Raw genomic sequence first — 12,161 nt, 5'->3', positions numbered from 1 at the left:
TTGGGCCTCTTGCGTGACAAACGACGACTTCAAAATGGACCGCTTCGATGCGGCGATTCTTTCGGTTCTGGCCGAGGACGGGCGCATCAGCATCACCGACCTTGCAAAGCGGATCGGTTTATCAAAATCTCCTACTCAGGCGCGCTTGCGGCGACTGGAGGAAAGTGGCGTCATTCTGGGCTATCGCGCTCTGCTGGACCCGATCCGTTTGGGGCTGGATCACGTGGCTTTCGTAGAGGTCCGTCTAGAAGACACCCGCGAGGTCGCCCTGCGCGCCTTTAACGAGGCCGTGTCCCGTGTGCCTGAAATTGAACAGGCCCATATGATCGCAGGGAACTTTGATTACCTGCTTAAGGTGCGCACCCGTGACATGGCCGCCTACCGTCGTTTTCTGGGCGAAACGGTGACCACGCTGCCCTATGTCGCCAACACCTCTACCTATGTGGCGATGGAAGCGGTCAAGGAAATCATGCTCGCGGACATGGCCTAAGCCGCGAACGCGCACGAGGCCGATCGTAATTTTGATGCCGGCTGCTCTGCATCAGACCATTTACACCGCCCGCAACCTAGCTATTGTGCGCGGCACTGCGGGCGTGATGGAATGGTAGACATACCAGACTTAAAATCTGTTGGGCCTTGTGCCCGTGTGGGTTCGAGTCCCACCGCCCGCACCATTTTTGCCCGTTTCTATATCTAACGCATAAACGCCTAACGCGGCGATAGTCATGGCATTGTCGTTGCTATTGGCTGTGCATATGGTAGCGGATGCGAAACAACTGGGGGATATCGGGTGGACGACGAGACAGATATGCGCGCGGTCATTCAGGATCATCAGGCCTATCTGGCCGGTGCGCATGATTTCCAGTCGGATATTGAAATGCTGGCGGGCAGTGAAACTGTGGGCACGTTGCTGGAAACGGTGATGCTGGCCACGAATATGCGCTTTGCCGCTGTCGCGCGGGTGACGACCGATCGCTGGGTCGCCTGTCGCACGGTGGACGAAGTGAATTTTGGCTTGTCCGAAGGGGATGAGATCGGGATCGACCAGACCTTTTGCCAGTCGGTGCGCGAGACCTCGGAAAAGGTGCTGTTCAACGATGTCGCGACGGATGAAGTCTATCGCAACCATCCGATTGCCGCGCAATTCGGCATCGTCAGTTATGCTTCTATTCCGATCCGCCGTAGCAACGGCAGTTTTTTTGGCACACTCTGCGCCATCGACACAGAACCGCGTGATGTGAAGAACCCCCGCGTTGTCGCAATGCTCGAGCTGTTCGCCGATACCATCGGGCGCAGCCTTGAGACGGAAGAGCGGCTGGAAGCGCAGGAGCGACTGGTAGAGCACGAACGCCAGATGGCCGCCGTACAAGAGGAGTTCGTCGCCGTCTTGGGCCACGACCTGCGCAATTCGGTCGCGGCGCTGAACGCGGGTGTGCGCCAGCTTGACAGGGAGCCGCTGTCAGACAAGGCGCGCAAAATCCTGCCGCTGATGGGGAGCTCTATCCACCGGATGAGCGAGCTTATCGACAATATCATGCTGCACGCAAAATCGCGGTTGGGCGGGGGGATCCGCATCTCGGCCACGCCGGACGCGGCGCTGGAAGAGGCGTTGAACCACGTGATCGAAGAGGTGCGCGCCGCCGCGCCCGATCACGAGATTTCTGTCGATCTGAATTTTGACCGCCCCGTCAGCTGTGATGCGGCGCGGGTCGCGCAGGCGGTGTCGAACCTGTTGTCCAATGCGGTGCGCTATGCCGATGAGGGCAGCGAGATCGCGGTGCGCGGTTCTGTTACCGATGCGGAGGCAGAGATATCTGTTGCCAACCGCGGTGCGCCGATCCCCGACGGGCTGAAAGAAAAGCTGTTCCAGCCCTATCAGCGTGGCGACCAAACCAAGGTGGAGGGGCTGGGCCTTGGTCTGCATATCGCATCGTCCATCGCTGTGGCGCATAGCGGACGGATCGACGTGGCCTGTGAGGATGGGGTAACGACGTTTGCGTTCCGTTTGCCGCTGCTGGCGGCCTGAACGCGATTAGGGTATCTTGTGGGACTAAACCAAAGGCCAGCGCGGTGCGCTGGCCTTTGTTGCTTTACAGATTGCCAGACGGCGGAGCCTTTGCAGATCAGCTGCGCACGCCTGCGAATTTCTCGGCCCATTCATCGCGCTGGTCGTCGGTGATTTTCGCGAACAGCACCTCTGGCACCTCGAAGGCGTGACCGGGAGCCAGTTGCGCCAAGGCGGCAGGCACATCATCTGGCCATGCGGCGTTTTCAACCTTCATACTGTCCAGCATGCTGGCCGCAGCGGTGGGGATAAAGGGCGCAGATAAGACCGCGTAAAGCGGGATCAGGTTCAGCGCCAAACGCACCTGCGCCGCGGCTTTGTCGGGGTCTGTCTTGAAGGTCGTCCAAGGAGCCTGTGCTTGCAGGTATTCGTTACCCGCAGCCCAGATCGCCCGCAGTTCGGCGGCGGATTTGCGGACTTCCATCGCCTCCATCGCGGTTTGATAGCGAGCAACCCGTTCGGTCAGGTCCGCGATCAGCGCGTGTTCTTCAGGCCCGTATTCGCCCGCCGCTGGCACGTCTTCGCTGAATTTCGAGCGGCAGAATTTGGTGATGCGGCTGATAAAGTTGCCCAAGACATCCGCCAGATCCTTGTTCACGGACGACTGGAAATTCTCCCACGTAAATTCCGCATCCGAGGTTTCGGGCGCATGGGACAGCAGCCACCAGCGCCAGTAGTCCGCCGGCAGGATTTCAAGCGCCTGATCCATGAACACCCCACGCCCGCGCGAGGTCGAGAACTGGCCGCCGTCATAGTTGAGGTAGTTGAACGATTTGATGTAATCGACCAGCTTCCACGGCTCTTGCGAGCCCATAATCGTGGCAGGGAAGCTGAGCGTGTGGAACGGGACGTTGTCCTTGCCCATGAACTGGGTATAGCGCACATCGTCGGCCCCTTTGTCGGTGCGCCACCAGCTTTCCCAATCCGATCCTTTGCCGGCGTCGACCCATTCCTGCGCGCAGGCGATGTATTCAATGGGCGCATCGAACCAAACATAAAAGACCTTGCCCTCCATCCCCGGCCAATCGGCGTCGCCGCGTTTGACAGGCACACCCCAGTCCAGATCGCGCGTGATACCACGGTCCTGCAGCCCGTCACCGTCGTGCAGCCATTTCTTCGCGATAGAGGTGGTCAGCACGGGCCAGTCGGCCTTGCTGTTGATCCATTCGTCCAGCTTGTCCTTCATCTGCGATTGACGCAGGAACAGATGCTTGGTCGCGCGCATCTCAAGGTCGGTGGCACCGGAAACGGTCGATCGCGGGTTAATCAGATCTTCGGGGTCTAGCTGTTTGGTGCAGTTGTCACATTGGTCGCCGCGGGCATCCTCGAACCCGCAGTTGGGGCAGGTGCCTTCGACATAGCGGTCGGGCAGGAACCGCCCGTCGGTCTCGGAGTAGATCTGGCGCTGTTCGACTTCCTCGATCAGGCCCTGATCATAAAGAGCTGCGGCAAAGTGTTGGGTCAGCGCCTTGTTCTGCGCACTGGAGGACCGGCCAAAGTGATCGAAGGACAGGCCGAACCCGTCTGCGATGCGGGCCTGGACCTCGTGCATCTCGGCGCAGTATTCCGCCACCGGTTTACCTGCTTTGGCAGCAGCCAGTTCAGCGGGCGTGCCATGTTCATCCGTCGCGCAGAGAAACAACACCTCGTGTCCGCGCCCGCGCTGATAGCGGGCGTATAGATCGGCGGGCAGCTGGCTGCCCACAAGGTTGCCCAGATGTTTGATCCCGTTGATGTACGGAATGGCGGAGGTGATAAGGTGGCGCGTCATGACTTGGACCCCGAAACTGCTTTTGCACGTCTCTAGCGCAGCGGCGGGGCAAGGGCTAGGGGGCGTCGCGTTCGCGGCTGCGGCGCATCAAGCGGCCAATGGTAAAGGATGTGCGCGGCGCATAGACATAGGGGGTGCGTTTTGTAGCCGTAGGGCGGGCGCGCATCCGCGTCAGCCCGAAGAGCACCAGCACCCCATGCCCGACCGAGATCATGGTAAACAGCGCCGCGGGGCCGAAGCCTTCGATCAGCACCGAGGCGATGTAGGGGGCAAAGATCGCCCCGACCGCGAACCAGAACATCAGCGCCGCCGAAAGCTCTACTCGTTCCGAGCTGCTGGCAAAGTCATGGGCGTGGGACGCCGCGACGGAATAGATCGGAAAGGTCGTGAGGCCAAAGAAGGTCGCGGCAAGAAAGATCGCCTGCGTGCCCATGCCCGCCGACATCACAGTGACCGCACAGCTAAGCATTGATGCAGCCGACAGCCAGATCAGCACCCAGCGGCGGTCGAATTTATCGGCCAGCCAGCCGACGGGGAATTGCGCCAAAGCGCCCCCCAGCACGAAAGCCGACAAGAACCACGCGATCTGACCGGCGGTCAGCCCGACCTCTTGCCCATAGATCGGCCCGACCATCCGGAAGGACGCGCTGGACAGCGCCGCGACAACCACGGCGGCGACGGCCAACGGGGATCGATCAATCGCGAGCTTGGGGCGCAGCCGCCCTTTTTCGGGGGTTTCGGGTTGGGGCAGGCGGGTCAGTACCAGCGGTATCAGTGCGGCACAGCACAGGATCGCCAGCAGATTGTAGGACACGTAGGACGCAGGCGCGAGCACGCCAATGATCATCTGCGCCGCCAGTGACCCGCTGGTATCGACCACGCGGTAGGCCCCCATCGTACGGCCCCGTGTCTCGTTCGTGACCTTGGCCTGCAACCATGCTTCGACCACCGTATAGCATCCGGCGACGCAGAACCCCGACGCGACCCGCATGAGCGCCCAGGCATAAGGATCCAGCACCATCATATGCGAAAGCAGCCCGATCGCCCCCGCCGCGGTAAAGGCGGCAAAGGCGCGGCTGTGCCCGACGGTGCCCAACAGACGCGGCGCGCCCCAGCAGCCTAAGAAAAAGCCGACGAAATGCGCCGAGCCCAAAAGGCCGATCTGCTGATTTGTGAACCCCAGTTGCGTGCCCGACAGCACGTCCAACGGCCCCACACCGCCCGACGACAGCTGCAGCAGAATGATAGAAAGAAACAGGGCGGCGAAGGAAATGAGAAGGCGCATATCGCAGTACTCTGTGCCCATTTTCGGGCAAGACCAATGGCCAAAGCGACAGTCACGCGAAAATTTTTACACTTCGGCTTTTGCACGGCACGGCTGCCCGGAAAATGCGCTTGCGGTGACGTGGCGGAACAGAAAGGGTAGGCGCAAATCTAAACGAGGAATTCCGATGCAAAAGAACACGCTGGGTCACACGGGTATCGAAGTGACTGATTTCTGTCTGGGCTCAATGACTTGGGGCACGCAAAACACTCCCGAGGAAGGCTATGCGCAGATTGAACGCGCCCTTGATGCAGGGATCAATTTTATCGACACCGCCGAGATGTATCCGGTTAACCCGATCAAGGCGGAAACCATTGGCCGCACAGAAGAGATCATCGGCCAGTGGATCGCCAAGACCGGACGGCGCGATGACTTTGTGCTGGCGACGAAACACTCAGGCGCGGGGGCTCCGGTGCGTGACGGTGCGGGGATTTCGCCCGATACGATCCGCAGCACACTTGAGGGATCGCTCAAGCGGCTCAACACCGATTATGTTGACCTTTACCAGTTCCACTGGCCCAATCGCGGCAGCTACATGTTCCGCAAGAACTGGCAATATGACCCCTCGTCGCAAAACCGTGCCGAAACGATGTCCCATATGGAGGACTGCCTTGGCGCGCTGCAAGACGAGGTGACCCGCGGCACCATTCGCGCCTTCGGGCTGAGCAACGAAAGCGCTTGGGGGCTGACCCAATGGGTGAATGCCGCCGAACGCACGGGCGGCCCGCGTGCCGTTTCGGTCCAGAACGAATATTCGCTGCTGGCGCGCATCGCCGATACCGACGTGGCCGAGACGTGCCACAACGAAGATATCGGGATGCTGTCGTATTCTCCGCTGGCGGCGGGGCTGCTGACGGGCAAATACCAGAATGGCGCGCTGCCCGAAGGGTCGCGCATGGCGATCAACGGGGATCTGGGCGGGCGCAAAACGGATCGCGTGTTCGATGCGGTGGACGCCTATCTGCAGATCGCGCAGAAACATGGGCTGGATCCGGTGCAGATGTCCTTGGCCTTCACGCGCCAACGGCCCTTCATGACCTCGGTGATCTTTGGCGCGACCTCGCTGGATCAGCTCGAGGTGATCCTCGGCGGGATCGACCTGCATTTGGATAAAGAGGTGATGGCCGATCTGGATGCCGCGCATAAAGCGCATCCGATGCCCTATTGATACAGAGCCGCTGTTGCGCAACCGTCACTGGTAGATTTGGATGCAACTCACCATGAACAAGAACGTATTCATCACCTGCTCGGTCGCGGGTATCAACTATATGGGCGCACAGGTCAGCGCCCCGGCACCGCTTGGCCTCACCATAAGGGCCGCGGCATGAAGCGCGCGCTGCTGTCGCTGGCGGTCTTGGCCGGGTGCGCCGGACCCGCACCTGAAACGGCACCAGGTCTGCGCGATACGCGCGCGCTGATCGGTGCGACCAGCCGCTATGACGCGGCGCGCTTTAAAGGAGCGTGGCTGGTCCGCGACAGCTTTGGTGACGGCGTGGCGCAGGTGGCCTTGGTCGAGACGACGAAGGGCCCTGCGTTCCAGCTGTGCACACAGGTCGGCTGTGGCGACGGCGGAACGCTGTGGTTGGCGCAGCAGCAGGGGCAGGGGCGCTATGCGCTGTCGCGCCCCGATGGCAGCACGCGCACGCTTTGGGTGCTTTGGGTCGACGAAGGGTTCCGCACCGCGGTGGTCGGCAATCCCGCTGGCGACTTTGGTTGGATCCTCGACCGCAGCGCCACAGGCGGCGCGGACCGGATAACAGCGGCGCGCGAGATATTGGATTTTAACGGCTATGACACGGATCTGCTAAGGCTGACCCAATGACCAAGCGCGCAGAAATTACGGCGTCGACACGCTTTGTGGGCGCGCTGCGGTGATCGGGGTCAGCGCCCATGGCTGACACGCTGCCGGACCTGTGGATCCTTGTGACGCTGGCCGCCGCGGTCTTTCAGACCGGGCGGTTCATGCTGCAAAAATACCTCGCCACCGCGACCCTGTCGGCGGCGGGGGCGACGTTCTCGCGGTTTCTGTATTCCGCGCCCTTCATCCTAGTGGGGCTCGCGGCCTATCTGGCGCTCAGCGCGACACCGCTGCCGCCGCTTGGGCCGGGGTTCTGGACGCATGGGTTGGTCGGGGGCACGGCGCAAATCCTCGCGACGGTCTGTGTGGTGCTACTGTTCAAACAGCGCAACTTTGCCGTGGGCATCACCTTCAAGAAGACCGAAGTCATCCTGACCGTGCTGGTGGGCTGGATCATTCTGGGCGAGGGCGTCAGCGCCACCGGGTTCGCCGCGATTGCCCTTGGCGTGGTGGGGTTGCTGCTGCTGTCCGGCGGGGCAGAGGCCAAGGGCTTTCACCTGCGCGACCTGCGCAATCGCGCGGCGGGGTTGGGGATCGCGTCAGGCGCGCTTTTTGCGGTGTCAGCCGTGTCCTATCGCGGGGCGTCGCTGGCGGTGCAGACCGATCTGCCGGTGCTGCGCGCAGGCGTGACCCTCGCGGCGGTGGTGACGATGCAATCGCTGATCATGGCGGTGTACCTGCGGCTGCGCGAACCGGGGCAGATCCGCGATGTCTGGCGCGCGCGCCGGGTCGCGCTCTGGATCGGGCTGACCTCGATGGGTGGATCGCTGTGCTGGTTCATCGCCTTCACCTTGCAGAACGCGGCCTATGTCAAAGCCCTTGGTCAGGTAGAGCTGATCCTGAGCGTTGCGGCCTCCACCCTGATCTTCCGCGAGAAAATTAGCCCCCGTGAGGCGGCTGGCATGGCGGTGCTGATCGCGTCGATCCTGATGCTGGTGATGGTCGCCTAGATTGGCATCGGGCGCCCGCGCAAACGCAGGAACAGGCTTTCTTCGTCGTTATTCTTGAAAAACGGGACCGAGGCGGGCGGGTCAAGCTGCCGGGCGCGGGCCTCGACTTCGGCCAGCACCACCTCGGTGATGAAGGGCATGTCGAATTTGCGCGCGTCCGACAGGGCCACCCATTGCAGATGCGAAAGCTCGTCACAGGCGTCGTCGAAATTGTCCAGATCGGTGGCGATATCCTCGGCATCGACTAGAAAGAAACGCGCGTCAAAGCGGCGCGGACGGCCAGGAGGCGTCAGGGCGCGGAAAACAAATTGCAGCGGGGCCGCGTGGGGCAGGTAGCCGCGCTGTGCAAAGGTCAGCCAATCGGCTGGGGGCGTGCCCTCCCATGCGCCTTTCTGGCCAAGGATCAGGCCGGTCTCTTCCCAAAGCTCGCGGATCGCGGCCACCACCAAGGCGTGTGCAAGGCTGCCATCGGCGTCTTCGGCCAGACGGTTCTGGCAGGTTTCATCGACCATGCTTGCCAGCGGCACTTGCGCATCGCCCAGATCGACAGCACCGCCCGGAAAGACGAATTTATTGGGCATGAAGGCCGCCGTCGCCCCGCGCTGCCCCATCAGGATCCGCGGTGCGGTATGCCGGTCGCGGATCACGATCACCGTGGCTGCGTTGCGGATTTTGCTTTTATCGATGGTCATCGCCTTGCCCCATGTCCTGTTTTTCTAGCGGGGCTTTTGGGGTGCCGGTCAGCTGGTGCTGCCGAACCCGCCCATGCGCTTTGCCCATTGGAAGCCGATCATGGCCCCTTTCATTCTAGGCAGAAGGTAGAGGGACAATCCGACGCAGCCAACCGAAAAGATTGTAAACAACGTCAGCGGCTCGGGGCGCCAGACCACAAAGGCGATGTGCAGCCCCGGGGCCAGCAGGTGCCCGACAACGAGGATCGTCAGATAGGCCGGACCATCATCGGCGCGGTGATGGAACAGTTCTTGGCCGCAGACGGTACAGGTATCGTTAACCTTCAGATAGCTTTTCAGCATCGGTCCAGCCCCGCAGTTGGGGCATTTACGCCGCCAGCCGCGCAGCAGGGATTTCTTCATGCTGCGTTCATCGGTGTCTACGTGAGGCATATCTACGGTCTGGTCAGTCATCTTGGCTTCCTTGTTCCCATCCTACATGCGGCCAAAACGCCGCGAAATAAAGAGATCTTGGGGCAGTTGCGTCGCCATGTCGCAAAGCCCGTGCAGGGGTGCCCAAAACTTTTTCACATTTTTTGCGACGGAATGACGGGCGGCTGTCGTTTGAACCGGTATCGCCACGCTGAAAACGGTGGGCGTTAGATAGATCACCAAAGGAAGAAACAGATGACAAAACGAGCAAATCTTCAGATCGCACTCTTGAGCGGCTTGATCGCATTGGGCGGCACGACACTGGTCGCGCAGAATGCCGATAAGGCAGAGGGCGGCAAGCAAAGCCACTTTGTCCAGTTGGACACCGATATGAACGGTGAAGTCACTGCCGAAGAAATGAAAGCCCACGCTGCGGCACGTTTCGCGGCTGCTGACGCCGATGGCGACGGCTTCCTGACACAGGATGAACTTGCCGCCGCAGCCAAGGCACGCCACGCTGAGCGCAGCCAGCGCCTGCTGGAGAAGCTGGACACAGACGGCAACGGGTCGCTTTCCGCGACCGAGCTTGAAGCCATGGGCAAGGGCAAAGGCGACCGAATGGCCAAGCGTCACGGCAAGATGATCAAGCGCATGGACGCCAATGAAGACGGCAAGCTGTCGATGGAAGAAATGGCCGGGCGTCACAGCCCCGAGCAGATGATCGAAAAGCTGGACGCTGACGAAAACGGCTCGCTGAGCGCGGAAGAGTTCGCCAAGGCCCGCATGGGTGGCAAACATCACGGCAAGCGCGGTGGTCATGACGGCAAAGACGGGCACGGCAAACCCGGCAAACACATGAAGCACGACAAGTCCGATGACGGCGACGCGGCTGCAACGGAATAAGGCAAGCATGCGGGCGCGCTTGAACGGCGCGCCCGCAAAGGCTACCTCCGGCTTGATGAATATGCAGGATACCTCTGATGCCGGTACGGCGGATGACCCCGAACGCGCCTTGCTGCACCGCTATGTGCAGGGGGATGCGGCGGCGGCACGGCTGTTGACGGTTCAGCTGACACCGCGCATCTTTGGTCACGCCTTCCGCATTCTGGGCAACGCGGCCGAGGCTGAAGACGTGACGCAAGACGCGCTGATGCGCCTGTGGAAGATCGCACCGGACTGGCGCGATGGAGAAGCGAAGGTAACAACTTGGCTGTACCGTGTAACCGCCAACCTGTGCACCGACCGGCTGCGCAAACGCGGCCGTGGTGTCCCGCTCGAGGACATCGCGGAACCCGCCGATCCGGCGGAAAGCGCCGAGGCACGGCTGCAGCGCACGGCGCGCGAGGATGCCTTGCAAGCGGCGCTGGACACCTTGCCCGAGCGGCAGCGGCAGGCGGTGGTGCTGCGCCACATAGACGGGTTGGCGAACCCCGAGATCGCGACCATTCTGGATGTCGGGGTCGAAGCGGTTGAAAGCCTGACCGCTCGGGGCAAAAGGGCTTTGGCGAAACTTTTGGGCGCAAGACGTGACGCCTTGGGATACGATGATGACAAAACGTGAAACAGATACGCTAGAGGCGCATTTCGAACAGGCGCGGGCGACCCCGCCGCAGATGCCTGCCGGCATGATGGACCGGATGATCGCCGATGCGCTGGCGGCACAGCCTGCCCCCGCAATAGGGGGCTGGCGTGGTTTTTGGCGCGCCATCGGCGGCGCACCTGCCTTGGGCGGGCTGATCACGGCAACGGCTGTCGGGTTCTGGATCGGGGTCGCCCCACCAAGTGGCCTGCCGGATGTTGCGACGCAGATCATCACCGGCGGCGACGATTACATCGTAGCCGATGCGACATCGCTGGACACCTATACGTCAGATCTGACGGCGTTTGGCTGGGACTTGGACGAGGGATAGAAAATGGCAGGCTTTGCATTCAAAAGCACGAAGACACTGCGATGGGCCTTGGGGCTGTCGCTGGGGGTGAACCTGCTGGTGTTGGGGCTGGTTGCGGGGGCGGCCTATCGCTTTGACGGGCCGCATGGTGGCGCGATGCGGCACATGCGCGACTATGGCACGCCCTACGTCATGGCGCTGCCCGAAGAACGCCGCCGCGCCGTTTTTGCCGATGCGCGCAAGGGGCGCGAGGATAAATCCGTCAGCCGTGCCGCACGCCGCGCATTGTATCAAGAGGCGCTGACCGCCATCCGCGCAGAGCCCTTCGCCCCCGCAGAGGCACGCCGCGTGCTGGACCTGCAACGCGACGCCACACTGACCGTTCAGCAGACCGTTCAAAACGCGTGGCTGGCCGAGTTGGCTCAGATGTCGGCGACCGAGCGTGCAGCTTATGCCGACCGAGTCGAGGAAATGCTCAAGCGCGGCAAAAAAGGCAAACGCGACGGCGCAAAGCCTCCGAAGGCCGGTCAATAGGCTGGCAACTGGCACAAGCGGTCAGGGCCTGCCGTGCGGGATTGCGCGGCGCGGGCTTGCCAAATGCGCGCCCGGCGCGGTAGGCAAAGCGACCTTAACGAAAGTCGCGCCCCATGCTCCCTGAATTCAACGATCCCAACGAAGTTCTTGCCACCACGCGTGCCTCCTCTGGGCGGCGGGCCATTGGGCTGACGGCGCTTGGGATATTGGGGTTGTTCCTGATCTACGTCGCGTTCACGTCGTCGCCCGGTCTGGGCTGGCAGGTGTTCTTGCTGGCAATGGGGGGGCTGGCGCTTTGGATGGCTGACAAGATGCGCCGCGCAACCGCGGGCGCGATCGAGCTGACCGCCACCGAATTGCGCGACAGCGACGGTACGGTGATTGCACGGGTCGAAGACATCATCGGGCTGGATCGCGGCGTTTTTGCGTTCAAGCCGTCCAACGGTTTTCTATTGCGCACCAAGCCGGGCACCGGCGGTGACCGCATCTGGCGCCCGGGCCTGTGGTGGCGGATTGGCCGGCGCATCGGTGTCGGCGGCATGACTCCCGGCAGTCAGACCAAGTTCATGTCCGAGATCATCTCTGCCATGATGGCAGAACGATCCTAAGCAAAAGGCCCGCAGGCAGATCGCCACGGGCCTTTTCTTTTTGTCGTGATCGTTAGCTT

General features: G+C 61.8%; 14 protein-coding genes and 1 tRNA gene. 11 read left to right on the top strand and 4 right to left on the bottom strand.

From position 1 onward, the window contains the following. The first annotated feature begins 34 nt into the window (after positions 1–34). From GLP43_RS13015 to GLP43_RS13005, 3 genes are all read left to right on the top strand, one after another. The gene (locus GLP43_RS13015; RefSeq protein ID WP_237279974.1) at positions 35–490 is read left to right on the top strand and encodes an Lrp/AsnC family transcriptional regulator; all 456 of its coding nucleotides are present in this window, start codon (positions 35–37) and stop codon (positions 488–490) included. Positions 491–587: 97 nt separating this feature from the next. Continuing rightward, positions 588–674 (top strand) — tRNA-Leu (locus tag GLP43_RS13010). Positions 675–790: 116 nt separating this feature from the next. Beyond that, the gene (locus tag GLP43_RS13005) at positions 791–2,026 is read left to right on the top strand and encodes a GAF domain-containing sensor histidine kinase (RefSeq protein ID WP_237279640.1); all 1,236 of its coding nucleotides are present in this window, start codon (positions 791–793) and stop codon (positions 2,024–2,026) included. A 97-nt stretch (positions 2,027–2,123) separates the two neighbouring features. Here the strand turns inward: GLP43_RS13005 and metG are convergent, their stop codons facing one another. Together metG and GLP43_RS12995 are read right to left on the bottom strand one after the other, a co-directional pair. Then, entirely contained in the window at positions 2,124–3,836 is a 1,713-nt protein-coding gene (gene metG, locus GLP43_RS13000; protein ID WP_237279639.1) for a methionine--tRNA ligase, read from the bottom strand. Positions 3,837–3,891: 55 nt separating this feature from the next. Next, positions 3,892–5,121, bottom strand: coding sequence for an MFS transporter (locus tag GLP43_RS12995; protein ID WP_237279638.1), 1,230 nt, complete (start codon positions 5,119–5,121; stop codon positions 3,892–3,894). A 166-nt stretch (positions 5,122–5,287) separates the two neighbouring features. Between GLP43_RS12995 and GLP43_RS12990 the strand changes: the two genes are divergently transcribed. The 3 genes from GLP43_RS12990 to GLP43_RS12980 all read left to right on the top strand — a co-directional run bounded on the left by GLP43_RS12990 (position 5,288) and on the right by GLP43_RS12980 (position 7,968). Beyond that, positions 5,288–6,328: an aldo/keto reductase gene (locus tag GLP43_RS12990; RefSeq protein ID WP_237279637.1), complete on the top strand. Its 1,041-nt coding sequence runs from the start codon at positions 5,288–5,290 to the stop codon at positions 6,326–6,328. Between the two features lie 156 nt (positions 6,329–6,484). Beyond that, positions 6,485–6,982: a lipocalin family protein gene (locus tag GLP43_RS12985; protein ID WP_237279636.1), complete on the top strand. Its 498-nt coding sequence runs from the start codon at positions 6,485–6,487 to the stop codon at positions 6,980–6,982. Positions 6,983–7,050: 68 nt separating this feature from the next. Further along, a complete protein-coding gene (locus GLP43_RS12980; protein ID WP_237279635.1) occupies positions 7,051–7,968 on the top strand; it encodes a DMT family transporter in 918 nt (305 codons plus the stop codon). Here GLP43_RS12980 and GLP43_RS12975 read toward each other — a convergent pair. Together GLP43_RS12975 and GLP43_RS12970 are read right to left on the bottom strand one after the other, a co-directional pair. Further along, complete coding sequence (locus GLP43_RS12975; RefSeq protein WP_237279634.1) at positions 7,965–8,660, bottom strand: NUDIX hydrolase; 696 nt, start codon at positions 8,658–8,660, stop codon at positions 7,965–7,967. The two genes, GLP43_RS12980 and GLP43_RS12975, sit on opposite strands and share 4 nt — an antisense overlap. Positions 8,661–8,708: 48 nt before the next feature. Beyond that, positions 8,709–9,113 carry a DUF983 domain-containing protein gene (locus tag GLP43_RS12970; RefSeq protein WP_237279633.1) on the bottom strand — a complete coding sequence of 135 codons (405 nt, stop codon included), beginning with the start codon at positions 9,111–9,113 and terminating at the stop codon, positions 8,709–8,711. Between the two features lie 213 nt (positions 9,114–9,326). Here GLP43_RS12970 and GLP43_RS12965 point away from each other — a divergent pair, with 213 nt between their 5' ends. From GLP43_RS12965 to GLP43_RS12945, 5 genes are all read left to right on the top strand, one after another. Next, positions 9,327–9,974, top strand: a complete 648-nt coding sequence (locus tag GLP43_RS12965; RefSeq protein WP_237279632.1) for an EF-hand domain-containing protein — start codon at positions 9,327–9,329, stop codon at positions 9,972–9,974. Then, positions 9,946–10,632 carry an RNA polymerase sigma factor gene (locus tag GLP43_RS12960; protein ID WP_237279631.1) on the top strand — a complete coding sequence of 229 codons (687 nt, stop codon included), beginning with the start codon at positions 9,946–9,948 and terminating at the stop codon, positions 10,630–10,632. Before GLP43_RS12965 ends, GLP43_RS12960 begins: the two co-directional genes overlap by 29 nt. Continuing rightward, entirely contained in the window at positions 10,619–10,981 is a 363-nt protein-coding gene (locus GLP43_RS12955) for a hypothetical protein (protein WP_237279630.1), read from the top strand. The genes GLP43_RS12960 and GLP43_RS12955 overlap by 14 nt, the downstream gene beginning before the upstream one ends. Before the next feature lie 3 nt (positions 10,982–10,984). Further along, complete coding sequence (locus GLP43_RS12950; RefSeq protein WP_237279629.1) at positions 10,985–11,494, top strand: periplasmic heavy metal sensor; 510 nt, start codon at positions 10,985–10,987, stop codon at positions 11,492–11,494. A gap of 113 nt (positions 11,495–11,607) precedes the next feature. Continuing rightward, the gene (locus GLP43_RS12945; protein ID WP_005849249.1) at positions 11,608–12,102 is read left to right on the top strand and encodes a hypothetical protein; all 495 of its coding nucleotides are present in this window, start codon (positions 11,608–11,610) and stop codon (positions 12,100–12,102) included. Positions 12,103–12,161: the final 59 nt, after the last annotated feature.

Source organism: Sulfitobacter sp. M39 (assembly GCF_021735935.1).
Classification (GTDB): Bacteria; Pseudomonadota; Alphaproteobacteria; order Rhodobacterales; family Rhodobacteraceae; genus Sulfitobacter.
Note: the sequence above shows the minus strand (reverse complement) of the source record. Positions and strands in the feature narration are given on the sequence as shown.